Source organism: Mesorhizobium sp. M0296, from assembly GCF_040321675.1.
Classification (GTDB): domain Bacteria; phylum Pseudomonadota; class Alphaproteobacteria; order Rhizobiales; family Rhizobiaceae; genus Mesorhizobium.
In genome coordinates, this window is the sequence record NZ_JAMYRZ010000003.1 from 121,895 (window position 1) to 136,743 (window position 14,849).

General features: G+C 64.0%; 13 protein-coding genes. 8 read left to right on the forward strand and 5 right to left on the reverse strand.

What is annotated here, in order from left to right; translation table 11 throughout:
* Positions 1-152 precede the first annotated feature (152 nt).
* Complete coding sequence (locus NKI97_RS04775) at positions 153-425, forward strand: usg protein (protein WP_023678111.1); 273 nt, start codon at positions 153-155, stop codon at positions 423-425.
* Positions 426-470: 45 nt separating this feature from the next.
* Here NKI97_RS04775 and NKI97_RS04780 read toward each other — a convergent pair whose 3' ends face one another.
* A complete protein-coding gene (locus NKI97_RS04780) occupies positions 471-1,505 on the reverse strand; it encodes an aldo/keto reductase (RefSeq protein ID WP_352832916.1) in 1,035 nt (344 codons plus the stop codon).
* Between the two features lie 55 nt (positions 1,506-1,560).
* Positions 1,561-2,742, reverse strand: coding sequence for an MFS transporter (locus NKI97_RS04785; protein WP_352742886.1), 1,182 nt, complete (start codon positions 2,740-2,742; stop codon positions 1,561-1,563).
* Between the two features lie 137 nt (positions 2,743-2,879).
* Here NKI97_RS04785 and NKI97_RS04790 point away from each other — a divergent pair, with 137 nt between their 5' ends.
* Positions 2,880-3,788: a LysR family transcriptional regulator gene (locus NKI97_RS04790; protein WP_352450906.1), complete on the forward strand. Its 909-nt coding sequence runs from the start codon at positions 2,880-2,882 to the stop codon at positions 3,786-3,788.
* A gap of 60 nt (positions 3,789-3,848) precedes the next feature.
* On the opposite strand, the gene NKI97_RS04795 is transcribed toward NKI97_RS04790, so the two are convergent.
* Positions 3,849-4,898 (reverse strand): aldo/keto reductase, encoded by a 1,050-nt coding sequence (locus NKI97_RS04795; RefSeq protein WP_352450905.1) that lies wholly within the window; start codon positions 4,896-4,898, stop codon positions 3,849-3,851.
* 109 nt (positions 4,899-5,007) lie between these two features.
* Positions 5,008-5,670 (reverse strand): YggS family pyridoxal phosphate-dependent enzyme, encoded by a 663-nt coding sequence (locus tag NKI97_RS04800; protein ID WP_352450904.1) that lies wholly within the window; start codon positions 5,668-5,670, stop codon positions 5,008-5,010.
* Positions 5,671-5,816: 146 nt separating this feature from the next.
* Between NKI97_RS04800 and leuS the strand changes: the two genes are divergently transcribed.
* Positions 5,817-8,441: a leucine--tRNA ligase gene (leuS, locus tag NKI97_RS04805; RefSeq protein ID WP_352450903.1), complete on the forward strand. Its 2,625-nt coding sequence runs from the start codon at positions 5,817-5,819 to the stop codon at positions 8,439-8,441.
* Entirely contained in the window at positions 8,428-9,009 is a 582-nt protein-coding gene (locus tag NKI97_RS04810; protein WP_352450902.1) for an LPS assembly lipoprotein LptE, read from the forward strand. Before leuS ends, NKI97_RS04810 begins: the two co-directional genes overlap by 14 nt.
* Before the next feature lie 72 nt (positions 9,010-9,081).
* On the opposite strand, the gene fsa is transcribed toward NKI97_RS04810, so the two are convergent.
* Positions 9,082-9,735, reverse strand: a complete 654-nt coding sequence (fsa, locus tag NKI97_RS04815) for a fructose-6-phosphate aldolase (RefSeq protein ID WP_023678103.1) — start codon at positions 9,733-9,735, stop codon at positions 9,082-9,084.
* Positions 9,736-9,825: 90 nt separating this feature from the next.
* On the opposite strand from fsa, the gene NKI97_RS04820 reads away from it, so the two are divergent.
* The 4 genes from NKI97_RS04820 (at position 9,826) to atpA (ending at position 14,849) form a co-directional block, all read left to right on the forward strand.
* Positions 9,826-12,009 carry a primosomal protein N' gene (locus NKI97_RS04820; protein ID WP_352450901.1) on the forward strand — a complete coding sequence of 728 codons (2,184 nt, stop codon included), beginning with the start codon at positions 9,826-9,828 and terminating at the stop codon, positions 12,007-12,009.
* Between the two features lie 108 nt (positions 12,010-12,117).
* Positions 12,118-12,513 (forward strand): AGROH133_08824 family phage infection protein, encoded by a 396-nt coding sequence (locus tag NKI97_RS04825; RefSeq protein ID WP_023719708.1) that lies wholly within the window; start codon positions 12,118-12,120, stop codon positions 12,511-12,513.
* A 246-nt stretch (positions 12,514-12,759) separates the two neighbouring features.
* Complete coding sequence (locus NKI97_RS04830; protein ID WP_352450900.1) at positions 12,760-13,320, forward strand: F0F1 ATP synthase subunit delta; 561 nt, start codon at positions 12,760-12,762, stop codon at positions 13,318-13,320.
* Positions 13,320-14,849, forward strand: coding sequence for a F0F1 ATP synthase subunit alpha (atpA, locus tag NKI97_RS04835; RefSeq protein WP_352450899.1), 1,530 nt, complete (start codon positions 13,320-13,322; stop codon positions 14,847-14,849). The genes NKI97_RS04830 and atpA overlap by 1 nt, the downstream gene beginning before the upstream one ends.

Sequence of the window (14,849 nt, forward strand, 5' to 3'; positions counted from 1 at the left end):
CCGGGTCGTGTCAGCACTCTCGTGAGGCGGCTGCTAAGCGCATGTTTTTGCGGGAGGAATCTGGTTCGATCATAGAAATATCAATAGACGATTAAGCAAATGGGGTGCACAATTTCAGCCTGGGAGGAAGGAGAATCAACCAGGGGACCGCAATGCGCGACCATTCCGAAATGGACCTGATGCTCAAGGGCTATGGCTTGACCACGGCCAAGATTCTTTATCATTTTCCAGATCATCCGCATCTGCTGCAGAGCTTCATCTGGCAGGATTACGACATCGCCCCGAAATTTCCCGTGCTGATCCGTTTCATCGAGTTCTGGAAGGCCAAGCTCGAAGGCCCGCTGCATTCGGTCAGCTACACGCACCAGAAGCTGATCGCGCCGAACGAATGGCGCAAGGTCGACGGCGAGTTCGTTCTGCATTAGCCGGGCGGGCGGCAGCCTGGGAGCCGCCGCCCAGCTTTTGGAGCGTCAGACTGCGGGCGGGTTCAGCCGGGCAAAACCCTCCTGCCGGCGATAGGGAAAATACGGATAGGGTGCGGTGACCTCACTTGCCGTGTCGAGCTTCTTCATCTGCTCGGCTGTCAACGACCAGCCGACGGCGCCGAGATTCTGGCGCAACTGCTCCTCGTTGCGCGCGCCGACGATGACGGAGGCGACGGTCGGCCGCTGCAGCAGCCAATTGATGGCGATCTGCGGTATGGTCTTGCCGGTTTCCTCGGCGACAACATCAAGCGCGTCGACGACCCGATAGAGATGCTCATCCTCGACGGGCGGTCCGAAGCTTGCCGTGTCGTGCAGCCGGCTTTTCTCAGGCAGCTTCTGGCCACGGCGGATCTTGCCGGTCAGGCGGCCCCAGCCGAGCGGGCTCCACACCAGCGCACCGACACCCTGGTCGAGGCCGAGCGGCATCAACTCCCATTCATAGTCGCGTCCGACCAGCGAGTAAAAGACCTGATGGGCGACGTATCGGGGATAGCCGTATCTGCCCGCCAGGCCGAGCGATTTCATCACTTGCCAGCCGGAAAAATTGGAGACGCCGACATAACGCAGTTTGCCGGCGCGCACGAGACTGTCCAGTGTCGACAGCACCTCCTCGATCGGTGTTGCTGCGTCGAAGGCGTGCAGTTGCAGCAGGTCGATGTAGTCGGTGCCAAGGCGCCCCAGCGCGTCTTCGACGGCCTTGATCAGGCGTGAACGTGACGATCCGGCATCGTTGGGACCGTCGCCCATCGGCAGCGAGGTCTTGGTCGAGATCAGCACGGCGTCGCGGCGGCCCTTGATGGCAGCGCCGAGCACTTGTTCGGAAGCGCCATTCGAATAGACGTCGGCGGTGTCGAACAGGTAGACGCCGGCCTCAAGGCAGATGTCGACCAGCCGCCGTGCTTCCGTCGCATCGCTGTTGCCCCAGGCGCCGAACAGCGGGCCTGAACCGCCGAAGGTTCCAGCGCCGAACGAGAGCGCCGGGACCTTCAGGCCTGATGCGCCAAGATTTCGATAATCCATGGGTTTGCTCCTTGTGGAAGGATGGCTGTTTCAAAGATTGGTTGAGGTTTGCGTTCTATGACCGCGCGATTTCCGGTGTAGCGAGGACAGGATCTCGGTCGAGACGCAGCGCAAACGCCGCCACGGCAAGCGCTGAAAGTGGCAACAGCGCCGCGACCCAGGTGACGGCACCGAGGCCGGGACCATGGGCGATGACCACGCCGCCGAGCCAGGCGCCGGCCGCATTGCCGAGGTTGAAGGCGGCGATGTTGAAGGATGAAGCTAGGCTCTGGCCGGCGCCTTGCGCTTTCTGCAACACCCATAACTGTAGCGGCGCGACGGTGGCGAAGGCGGCGGCGCCGAGCAGGCCGACATAGATAACGGCCATGACCTGGCTGTGCAGGGCGAAGGTCATGGTGCCGAGCACCAGCGCCAGCACGACGAGACTGCCGAGAACGGACGGTACCAACCAGCGGTCGGCGAACTTGCCGCCGGCGAGGTTGCCAGCGATGAGGCCGCCGCCGAAGACCAGCAGGATCGGCGACACCGCTGCCTCGTCAAAACCGGTGATCTCGGTCAGCAACGGGGCGATGTAGGTGAAGACGGCGAAGACGCCGGCATAGCCAAGCACGGTGGTAGCAAAGCCAAGCAGGACCGGCGTGCGGCCGAGCAAGGCGAGATCGGCGCGCAAATTGCTCTTCTCAGGCTCTGTTCGGCTGCGCGGCACCAGCAGCAGAATGATGGCAAAGGCGGCGATGCCGACCAGGGTCACCGCCCAGAAGGTCGCGCGCCAGCCGAAGGCTTGGCCGAGCCATGTGCCGAAGGGCACGCCGAGGATGTTGGCGATGGTCAGGCCGGTGAACATCAGGGCGATCGCCGAGGCTTTCTTGTTGGGCGCCACCAGTCCGGTCGCCACGACCGAGCCGACGCCGAAGAAGGTGCCGTGGGCGAAGGCGGTCAGTACGCGCGCACCCATCAGCGTCCAGTAGTCTGGGGCAAGCGCACAAGCGAGGTTGCCCAGCGTGAAGATCGCCATCAGCGCCAGAAGCACGGTCTTGCGCGGCCAACGGCCGGTCGCGATCGTCAGCAGCGGCGCGCCGATGACGACGCCCAGCGCATAGCCGGAAATCAGCTGGCCGGAAGCCGAGATCGAGACGCCGAGATCAGTGCTGACGTCGAGCAGCAGGCCCATGATGACGAATTCGGTGACGCCGATGCCAAAGGCACCGGCGGCAAGAGCGTAAAGAGCAAGGGGCATGGCGGTTCCCACTTCGATGACGACCAGTTTTGACGACGGGCGCCGTGTCCTCCCACGCCCCGATCCGGAAGATCGTGCCGCGATGTGCTGTGAACCAGCCTTGCATCGGGCACATCGTCTGTGAAATAGATTCACCAATGGCCAGGCCCGACATCAATCGCTCCGGCGAGATCGAAGTGTTCGTCCGCGTCGTCGAGGCGGGCAGCTTTTCAGCCGCTGCCCGCGCGTTGCGGATGACGCCGTCGGCGGTGAGCAAGCTGATCGCGCGGCTGGAGGCGCGGCTTGGTACGCGGCTGGTCAGCCGTTCGACGCGCAAGCTGCAACTGACGCCGGAGGGGGCGGCGTTCTTCGACAGCGGCGTGCGCGTCCTGGCCGACATGGCGGCGGCCGAGCGCGAGGCAGCGGCGGGTGCCGCGCCGCGTGGCCGGCTGCGGATCAACAGCTACGTGCCTTTCGGGCAGCATCGGCTGATCCCGCTTTTGCCGCGTTTCCTAGAGCGCTACCCCGAAATCTCGGTCGATCTGGTGTTGACCGACGATGTCATCGACCTGATGGAGGAGCGCGCTGACGTCGCCATCCGCGCCGGGCCGCTCGGCGAATCACGGCTGGTGGCGCGCAAGCTCGGGCAGAGCCGGGTGGTCGTCGTTGCGGCGCCATCGTATCTCGAAGCGCGTGGCACGCCCAAGACGCCCGCCGACCTCGATCGTCACAACCGGATGGGCTTCCGTTTCGTTCGTCACCTCGAGGGCTGGCCTTTTATCGACGCGGCCGGCAAACCGATCACCCTGTCGATCATCGGAAATACGCTGGTCAGCGACGGCGAGGCGATGCGGCTGATGGCGCTCTCGGGGGCGGGCATCGCCCGGCTGGCACGCTGGCATGTGGAGGCCGACATTGCCGCCGGCCGGCTGCTGCCGCTGCTGGAAGAGTTCAATCCCGGCGACGAGGAACTCACCCACGCCGTCTATGTCGGCCAAGGCAAGTATCTGCCGGCGCGGGTGCGGGCGTTTTTGGACTTTTTGGTCGAGACTGTCCGGCTGACTTGAGCCCAAAAAAAGATCGGGAGCCTGCCGGCTCCCGAAGCATCGAATCGAAGGTAAATTGAACTACTTTTTCGGCACAAAGGGCGCCGGCCGCCGGCCGGCCGCCTGACGCTCCAGCATCCAGCCGGGGTATTCGGCGGGCAGGGCACTGACTTCGTCGAGGCGAACAAGATCATCGGCATCGAGCTGCAACTCGGTGGCTGCAAGGTTCTGTTCCAGCTGCTCGATGCGGCTGGCGCCGATGATGACGCTCATCACGAATGGCTTGGCCAGGACATAGCCGAGCGCCACCGTGGCGACGCTGACGCCGTGCTTGACGGCGATCTCGCGCATGACAGCGACCGCTGCCCAGGCACGGTCCTCATTGACCGGCGGGAAATTGAAGCTGGCGCGGCGGCCCTCGCCATTGCCGGGGGCGCCCGGTCCGTATTTGCCGGAGAGCAGGCCGCCAGCCATCGGCGACCAGACCATCAGCCCGAGCTTCTCCTCGTTGAGCAGCGGCACGATTTCGCGCTCGAGATCGCGGCCGGCGATCGAGTAATACGACTGCACGGTCTCGAAGCGGGCAAAGCCCTTGCGCTCGGCAATACCCAGCGCCTTGGCGATGCGCCAAGCCTGCCAGTTCGAGACGCCGACATAGCGGACCTTGCCGGCGGCAACCAGGTCGTCGAGCGCCCGCAGCGTTTCGTCGATCGGCGTCACCGTGTCGGTGCCGTGCAGCTGGTAGAGATCGATGTGATCGAGCTGCAGCCGCTCGAGGCTGCCTTCGACCGAATCCATGATGTGGCCGCGCGAGGAACCGCGCTGGTTCGGGCCGCCGCCCATGGCGCCATGAACCTTGGTGGCGATGATCACGTCCTGACGGTTGACGCCAAGGTTCCTGAGCGACTGGCCGAGAAGCCGTTCCGAGGCGCCGAAGGAATAGACATCCGCCGTGTCGAAGAAATTGACGCCGGCGGCGAGCGAGCGGGCAACGATCTCGTCGACGCCCTTCTGGTCGAGGCTGGCGATCAGGCCCCATTGGGCATTCTCGCCGGCCGCGCCGAACGTCATCGTGCCGAGGCAAAGTTCGGAGACGAACATCCCCGTATTTCCAAGTTGATTGTAACGCATGGTGGCTCCAGACGGGTTGAGAATAACTCGACCGATATAGGAACGAAACGTTCCGTTTCTATATGCTGGCTTAGTCAATGTCAGCCTGTGGCCTAAGGTCGGCTGCGCCTCATCTGGCGCCGAAAATCGCCGATCCAACCCTGACACTGGTCGCGCCGAAGGCGATCGCGATTTCGTAGTCGCCGGACATGCCCATGGAGAGCTTGTCGACGCCGGCCTCAAGCCCAAGCTTTTCCAGCAGCGCGAAATGCGGACCGGGGTTCTCGTCGGCCGGCGGAATGCACATCAGCCCTTCGATGGCGAGGGCGTGAACCGAGCGGCAACGGGCCACGAAGGCGACAGCCTCGCGCGGCTCGATGCCGGCCTTTTGCGGCTCGGAGCCGGTGTTGACCTGGACATAGAGCCTTGGTGACCGGCCTTGCCTGGCGATCTCCTTGGCCAGCTCTGCGGCGATCTTTTCACGGTCGACGGTTTCGATGACGTCGAACAATGCCACCGCTTCCTTGGCCTTGTTCGATTGCAGCGGACCGATCAGATGCAGCTCGATGTCGGAAAATGCCTCCTTCAGCACCGGCCATTTGGCTTGTGCTTCCTGGACGCGGTTTTCGCCGAAGACGCGCTGGCCGGCCTCGATAATCGGGCGGATGTCGGCGGCGTCGAAGGTTTTCGAGACTGCGACCAGCGTCACCGCTCCGGCCTCGCGGCCTGCCTCGCGCTCGGCGGCAGCGATCCTTGCCTTGACCGTGAAAAGCTGTTCGACGGCGCTCGCCATGCCTATATCCTGCCTGTGTTTGGCTTTTCGCCGGATCGCCGCAGTTGACGGGTCCGGCAATCCATGGTGAACACCGCGACGACATTTCCTGAGCCGCCCGGGCATTGTCCGGCGGCTCGCGCATGCTTTTAAGTGAAAAACACCCGATGGCAACCGAACGATACAATCCGCGCGCGTCAGAGCCCAAATGGCAGAAGGCCTGGGACGCCAAGAAGCTGTTCGAAGCCGACAATGACGACCCGCGCCCGAAATACTACGTGCTGGAGATGTTCCCGTATCCGTCGGGGCGCATCCATATCGGCCATACCCGCAACTATACGATGGGCGACGTGGTGGCGCGCTACAAGCGGGCCAAGGGTTTCAACGTGCTGCACCCGATGGGCTGGGACGCCTTTGGCATGCCAGCCGAAAACGCGGCGATGCAGAACAAGGTCCATCCCAAGGACTGGACCTATCAGAACATTGCCGCCATGCGCGAGCAGCTCAAGGTCATGGGCCTGTCGCTCGATTGGGCGCGCGAGTTCGCCACCTGCGATGTCGACTACTATCACCGCCAGCAGATGCTGTTCCTCGATTTCGTCGAGAAGGGGCTGGTGACGCGCAAATCCTCCAAGGTCAACTGGGATCCGGAGGACATGACGGTGCTTGCCAACGAGCAGGTCATCGACGGACGCGGCTGGCGCTCAGGCGCGCTGGTGGAACAGCGCGAGCTGACGCAGTGGTTCTTCAAGATCACCGATTACGCGCAGGATCTGCTGGATTCGCTCGATCAGCTCGACGACTGGCCGGAAAAAGTAAAGCTGATGCAGGCGAACTGGATCGGCCGTTCGGAAGGGCTGCTGATCCGCTGGCCGCTGGCCAAGACAGTCGGCGGCGAGCATGATCTCGAAGTCTATACGACCAGGCCCGACACCATCTTCGGCGCGTCCTTCATGGCGATTGCGGCCGACCATCCGCTGGCCAAAAAGGCCGCCGAGGACAATCCGGCGGTGGCAAAGTTCATCGACGAAGTCCGCCATATGGGCACTTCGGTGGCGGCATTGGAGACGGCCGAGAAGAAGGGTTTCGATACCGGCATTCGCGTCGTCCATCCGTTCGACGAGAGGTGGACGCTACCCGTCTACGTCGCCAATTTCGTGCTGATGGACTATGGCACCGGCGCCATCTTCGGCTGCCCGGCACATGACCAGCGCGACCTCGACTTCGCCAACAGATACGGCCTTCCGGTCATCCCGGTGGTGATGCCGGAAGGCGAGAATCAAGGAAGCTTCCAGGTCATCGACGAGGCTTATGTCGATGATGGCGCGATGATCAATTCGCGCTTCCTCGACGGCATGAAGCCGGATCAGGCATTCGACGAGGTGGCAAAGCTGCTGGAACAAAGGACCATCGGCAACCGGCCGATGGCAGAGCGCAAGGTGAATTTCCGCCTGCGCGACTGGGGCATTTCGCGCCAGCGCTATTGGGGCTGCCCGATCCCGATGATCCATTGCGAGGATTGCGGCGTGGTGCCGGTGCCGAAGGCCGACCTGCCGGTCAAGCTGCCGGACGACATCGAGTTCGACCGGCCGGGCAATCCGCTCGATCGCCATCCGACATGGCGGCACGTCAAATGCCCGCGTTGCGGCAAGGATGCGCGGCGCGAAACCGACACGATGGACACATTTGTCGATTCGTCGTGGTATTTCGCGCGCTTCACCGCGCCCTGGGCCAATGATCCGACCGATCCCAAGGCCGCGACTGAATGGCTGCCGGTCGACCAGTATATTGGCGGTATTGAGCATGCGATCCTGCATTTGCTCTATTCGCGCTTTTTCACCCGCGCCATGCGCGAGACCGGCCATGTCGATCTCGCCGAGCCGTTCAGGGGCCTGTTCACGCAAGGCATGGTGGTGCACGAGACCTATCGGGTTGGCGGCGCCTCGAACGGCCGCTGGCTTGCGCCAAGCGAGGTCAGGCTGGAAGACGCCGACGGCAAGCGCCGCGCCTTCGAAATCGCCACCGGCGAAGAGGCGGTGATCGGTCCGCTCGAAAAAATGTCGAAGTCGAAGAAGAATACGGTGAGTCCGGAAGAGATCACCGACGGCTACGGCGCCGATACGGCGCGCTGGTTCATGCTGTCGGACTCGCCGCCCGAGCGCGATGTCGAATGGACCGACGAGGGCGCAGCCGGCGCGCACCGCTTCATCCAGCGCATCTGGCGGCTGGTGTCGACGGCTGCCGAATCGCTCGCCGGAGTCCGGCCAGAGGCGGCGAAGGACGGCGAGGCCGGGACAGTGTCCAAGGCCGCGCACAAGATCCTGAAGTCGGTCGGCGAGGATATCGAAAAGCTCGCCTTCAACCGCGCCATCGCGCGCATCTACGAGCTCGCCAATGCCTTGACCGTGCCGCTCAACGAGGCGGCAGAGGGCAAGGCCGGTCCGGCGCTGCAAGCGGCCTGCCGTGAGGCCGTCGAGATCCTGGTGCACCTGATCGCGCCGGTCATGCCGCATCTGGCCGAAGAGTGCTGGGAGACGCTCGGCGGCACCGACCTTGTCGCCGAACGGCCCTGGCCGGTCTACGATCCCTCGCTTGTCGTCGACGCCGAGATCGTGCTGCCGGTGCAGGTCAACGGCAAGAAGCGCGGCGATTTGACAATTGCCCGCGACGCGGACCAAGGTGCGGTCGAAAAAGCGGTTCTGGCCCTCGACTTCGTGCAGAGAGCGCTCGAAGGTAAGGCGCCGCGCAAGGTGATCATCGTGCCGCAGAGGATCGTCAATGTCGTTGCCTGATCCGCGAAAGACAGAGCTGACGCTGCGCCGTATCGTGCTTTGCGGGCTGCTCGCGTCGGTGGCGCTGGTTTCCGCCTGCACGGTGCGGCCGCTCTATTCGAGCGCGCCGCTGGTCGCCGGCTCGCAGGTCGGTGCTGCTGCCGAACTGGCATCTATCTCAGTCAAACCGGTCAAGACCCGCTACGCCCAGCAGGTCCGCAACAATTTGATCTTCGCGCTCGGCCAGGGCGCCGGCGAGCCGGCTTCGCCCGTCTATTCGCTTGATCTCGGCGTCTCCGAACTCGTCGAATCGGCGGCAATCGAGCAGGTCACGACCGACGAGGACGAGCCGACCGCCGGCACTGTAACGCTGACCGCCAACTATGTGCTCAGCGATGCCAAGACGGGCACGGTCATCGCGAGAGGCAAGCGCTCGATTCCGTCGTCATACGACAGGCCGCGCCAGGAATTCGCGTCATACCGGGCCCAGATCGACGCCGAGAACCGTGCGGCGCGCGAGCTGGCAGATGTGCTGCGGCTGTCGATCGCCCAGGATCTGATCAAGCACGGCAAGCCGGCGGCAAGCTAGGTCTTTCCGGAGTGCGCAATCTGCAAAAAAAGGCCGATTGCTCGGCCTTTTTTTGTTCGTAGGATAGTCGCTTCAGCCGATCTTCTGCCCGGTCTTTGCCCAGTCGGCGAGGAACAGTTCCAGGCCCTTGTCGGTCAGCGGGTGTTTGACCAGTGCCTTGAGCGTCGCCGGCGGCGCGGTGATGACATCGGCACCGATCAGCGCCGCCTGCTTGACATGGTTCACGGTGCGCACAGAAGCGGTCAGGATCTCGGTCTGGAAGTCATAATTGTCGTAGATGGTGCGGATATCGGCAATCAGCTCCATGCCGTCCCAGCCGCTGTCGTCGATGCGGCCGACGAAGGGCGAGATGAAGGAGGCGCCGGCCTTGGCGGCGAGCAGCGCCTGGGTGGCCGAGAAGCACAGCGTGACGTTGACCATGCGGCCGTCCGACCGGATGTCCTTGCAGGCTCGCAGGCCGTCGAGCGTCAGCGGCACCTTGATGCAGACATTGTCGGCGATCCTGGCCAGGATCTTGGCCTCCGCCATCATGTCCTTGTATTCGGTGGCGACGACTTCGGCCGAGACCGGGCCCTTGACGATCTCGCAGATCTCTCTTGTGACGTCGGCGATCTTGCCGCCGGATTTCAGGATCAGCGACGGATTGGTGGTTACGCCGTCGAGCAGCCCCAAATCGTTCAGCTCGCGGATTTCCTTGACATCGGCGGTGTCGACAAAAAATTTCATGGCGGTCTCCTGAAGATTTTTCATGTGCACGTCATGCACATTCGGGGTCGGACTTTGATCTAGACCAAAGTCGGGGCAAGGTCACGCCTCATGATCGAAGATTCGCCCTTTGTCGCGGCCGCACCGGTGCTGGTGCCGATGCCCGCCGAGCGCCCCTACACCTATGCCGTGCCGGCTGGCATGCGCGTGGTGCCGGGCTCGATCGTGCGCGTTCCGCTTGGGCCCCGCCAGGTCGCCGGCATCGTCTGGGACGGCGCCGTCGAAAAGGTCGACGCGAAGAAATTGCGGCCGATCGAGCAGGTTTTCGACTGCCCGCCGATCGACCGCGCGATGCGGCGTTTTGTCGATTGGGTGGCGCAGTACACGCTGTCGCCGCCCGGCATGGTGGCGCGCATGCTGCTCAGGGCGCCGGAGGCGTTCGACCCGGAGCCGTGGATCGAAGGGCTGCAGCGCACCTTCGCCAAGCCCGACCGGATGACGGAGGCGAGGACGCGCGTGCTGGAGACGGCCGAAGGCGGACTTGCCTGGACGCGATCCGGCCTGGCGCATGCGGCAGGCGTGTCGTCGACGGTGGTGGACGGGCTGAGGGCGCAGGGCGTATTCGAGACGGTGATGATACCCCCGCGGCCGGTGGTCGCAGCACCCGATCCCGGCTACACCGTGCCTTCACTGATGCCTGACCAGAGCGATGCCGCCGAGATGCTGCGCGCCAATGTCGCGACCGGCACATTCGGCGTCACCCTGCTCGATGGTGTAACCGGATCCGGCAAGACGGAGGTCTATTTCGAGGCGGTTGCGGCCGCGCTCGATCGCGGCAAGCAGGTGCTGATCCTGCTGCCGGAAATTGCGCTGACCCACGCTTTTCTCGAACGCTTCCAGGAGCGGTTCGGTGCCAAGCCGGCGGAATGGCACTCGGATCTGCCGCCAAGGATGCGCGAAAAGGTCTGGCGGCAGGTAGCGGAAGGCGGCGTGCGGGTCGTCGCCGGCGCGCGCTCGGCGCTGTTCCTGCCGTTCAGGGAGCTTGGATTGATCGTCGTCGACGAAGAGCACGATCCCGCCTACAAGCAGGAGGATCGCGTCTTTTACAATGCGCGCGACATGGCCGTGGTGCGCGGCCATATCGGCGGCTTTCCGGTCGTGCTCGCCTCGGCGACACCGTCGGTCGAAAGCCGGGTCAATGCCAGCCGGGGCCGCTACAGCAGGGCGGTGCTTTCGGCGCGCTTTGCCGAGGCGGCACTTCCCGATCTCAAGACGATCGACATGCGCCGCGCGCCGCCGGCACGCGGCGGTTTCCTGTCGCCGGTGTTGCTTGGACAAATGCGGCAGACACTGGCAAAACAGGAACAGTCGCTGCTGTTCCTCAACCGGCGCGGTTATGCGCCGCTGACGCTCTGCCGCGTCTGCGGCCACCGCTTTGGCTGTCCGGTCTGCTCGGCCTGGCTGGTCGAGCACCGCTTTCGCGGCCAGCTCGTCTGCCACCACTGCGGGCACAATGAACGCCGGCCCGAAGCCTGTCCGGAATGCGGCACGCTCGATCATCTGGTCGCCTGCGGGCCAGGCGTCGAGCGCATCGCCGAGGAGGTCGTCGCGCATTTCCCCGATGCCCGCACCATCGTACTGTCGTCCGACCTGATGGGCGGCGTGCGCCGGCTGCGGCTCGAGCTTGAAGCCATCGCCAATGGCGAGGCCGACATCGTCATCGGCACGCAACTCGTCGCCAAGGGCCATAATTTTCCCAACATGACGCTGGTCGGTGTGGTCGATGCCGATCTCGGCCTTGCCAATGGCGACCCGCGCGCCGCCGAGCGCACCTTCCAACTGCTCAGCCAGGTGACCGGCCGCGCCGGCCGCACCGGCAAGAAAAGCCTCGGCCTGCTGCAGACCTTCCAACCCGACCACCCGGTGATGCGCGCGATCGTCTCAGGCGATGCCGAGGCCTTCTACGAGCGCGAGATCGCCGAGCGTGAGCGGGCGGGGCTGCCGCCCTTCGGCAGGCTCGCCGGCGTCATCGTCAGCGCGGCGACACGGGCCGAAGCCGAAGGGCACGCCCGTGGCCTGCGTCGCGCCGCGCCGCAAGCCAGCGACCTGTTCGTGCTCGGCCCGGCCGAAGCGCCGCTGTCATTGATCGGCGGCCGCCATCGCTTTCGCCTGCTGATCCAGGGCGAGCGGCGCGCCGACATGCAAGGATTCATTCGCACCATGTTGGCCGAGGGACCGAAGATAAGGGGCTCGGTGCGAGTCCAGGTCGACATCGACCCGCAGAGCTTCTTGTGAAGGGGCTCAGAGGACAGGCTTCCGCAAATTGCCGATGCCCATCTGGCGTATGTCTCTTGCTTCGCTAGAATGCCGGAAATTTCGACTATGCATTTAAGAGGGGACAAGATGGAATTTGCGTTTCCGTGGCCGATGAGCCAGGGCGAGTGGCTGGCGTGGTCGAGCGCGGTCGCGACCCTATTGCTCGGCCTATTGCTATTCCTGGCGCCACAGCTGGCATTCCGCATCCTGCGGCTGCAGGTCAGACCGGAGAAGGCAGCGGCGATCGCCGAGGGGCGCGGCCGGATGTCGGGCTTCTATCTCGGCGTCAGCCTGTGCTGCATCCTCCTGGCGCAGCCGCTGCTCTATATGGCGCTCGGCTTCTCCTGGCTGTTCACCGCCTTCGGCCGGCTGCTGTCGATGATGTCGGACGGCGCCAACACGCCGTTCAACTGGGCTTCCATTGTCGTCGAACTGGTGCTGGCGGCGCTGCCGCTTGCCTTCGCCTTCGGCTTTTTGCCCTGAATCAGGGATCAATCCGGGGTTGGTTGCTGAACTCGCCCGGCGGATGCGACAATAGTGCCTGAAAACCATGCCGGACGACGCATTGCGGTCTGAAAATGCCTGTGCTAGACGGCAATCGACTTTCGACCGGGGATAGCGGAAGCCGCGCCTCCGTGCTTGGAAAAATGCAGTAAGGTCAAAGATTTAGCCAGAGTTTTTGCTCGCGCCAACAATCTGCGGCCTGTCAGACAAGAGAAAAGACGGTCCGTGGCCCAATCGTCATCGCCAATCTCAGGTGTCGCAGAACGCTATGCGGGTTCGCTGTTCGAACTCGCGCTGCAGACCAATTCGGTCGCCAGCGTCGAGGCCGACCTCAACAGGTTCGAAACGATGCTCGAAGGCAGCGCTGACCTTTCGCGGCTGATCAGGAGCCCTGTCTTCTCCAGCGAGGACCAGGCCAAGGCGATCGCCGCGATCGCCGACAAAGCGGGGATCGCCGGCCTCACCGGCAATTTCCTGCGCGTCGTTGCCCAGAATCGCCGGCTGTTTGCCGTGCCCGGCATGATCAAGGCGTTCCGCCAGATCGCCGCCGAACACCGCGGCGAGACCGCCGCCGAGGTCACCTCGGCGCATGCGCTGACGCCTGCCCAGGAAACCGAGCTGAAAGCAGCGCTGAAAAGCGTCGCCGGCAAGGACGTGGCGATCACGGTCACCGTCGATCCGTCGCTGCTCGGCGGACTGGTGGTCAAGATCGGCCCGCGCCAGATCGATACGTCGCTCAAAACCAAACTCAATTCGCTCAAGCTTGCACTGAAAGAGGTCGGCTGATGGACATCCGCGCCGCGGAAATTTCCGCAATTCTGAAAGACCAGATCAAGAATTTCGGCAAGGAGGCCGAGGTCTCCGAAGTCGGCCAGGTGCTGTCCGTCGGTGACGGTATCGCCCGCGTCTACGGCCTCGACAATGTCCAGGCCGGCGAGATGGTCGAGTTCCCCGGCGGCATCCGCGGCATGGCGCTCAACCTCGAAGCCGACAATGTCGGCGTCGTCATCTTCGGCGCCGACCGCGACATCAAGGAAGGCGACACCGTCAAGCGCACCGGCGCCATCGTCGATGCGCCCGTCGGCATGGGCCTGCTCGGCCGCGTCGTCGACGCGCTCGGCAACCCGATCGACGGCAAAGGCCCGATCCAGGCCACCGAACGCAAGCGCGTCGACGTCAAGGCGCCCGGCATCATCCCGCGCAAATCGGTGAACGAGCCGATGTCGACCGGCCTCAAGGCCATCGACGCGCTGATCCCGGTCGGCCGCGGCCAGCGCGAGCTGGTCATCGGCGACCGCCAGACCGGCAAGACCGCGATCATCCTCGACACCATGCTCAACCAGAAATCGGTGCACGACAACGGCCCTGAGAAGGAAAAGCTGTACTGCGTCTATGTCGCCGTCGGCCAGAAGCGCTCGACGGTGGCGCAGTTCGTCAAGGTCCTGGAAGAGCGCGGCGCGCTCGACTATTCGATCATCATCGCCGCGACCGCCTCCGATCCGGCGCCGATGCAGTTCCTGGCGCCGTTCACCGCCTGCACCATGGGCGAATATTTCCGTGACAACGGCATGCACGCGCTGATCAGCTACGACGACCTGTCGAAGCAGGCCGTCGCCTATCGCCAGATGTCGCTGCTGCTGCGCCGTCCTCCGGGCCGCGAGGCCTATCCCGGCGACGTCTTCTACCTGCACTCGCGCCTGCTCGAGCGCGCCGCCAAGCTCAACGACGAAAACGGCGGCGGGTCGCTGACGGCGCTGCCGATCATCGAAACGCAGGCCAACGACGTTTCGGCCTATATCCCGACCAACGTCATCTCGATCACCGACGGCCAGATCTTCCTGGAAACCAATCTGTTCTTCCAGGGCGTCCGTCCGGCGGTCAATGTCGGCCTGTCGGTGTCGCGCGTCGGCTCCTCGGCGCAGATCAAGGCGATGAAGCAGGTTGCCGGGTCGATCAAGGGCGAGCTCGCGCAGTACCGCGAAATGGCTGCTTTCGCCCAGTTCGGCTCCGATCTCGACGCCGCCACGCAACGCCTGCTCAACCGCGGCTCGCGTCTGACCGAGCTGTTGAAGCAGCCGCAATTCTCGCCGCTCAAAGTCGAGGAGCAGGTCGCGGTGATCTTCGCCGGCGTCAACGGCTATCTCGACAAGCTGGCGGTCAACCAGGTCGGCAAGTTCGAGCATGGTCTGTTGTCGCATATGCGCTCGGCCGGCAAGGACGTGCTCGACGGCATTCGCAAGGAGAAGGCGCTGTCCGACGATCTGCGCGCCAGGCTGAAGGCAGAAATCGACGCCTTCGCCAAGACCTTTGCTTGA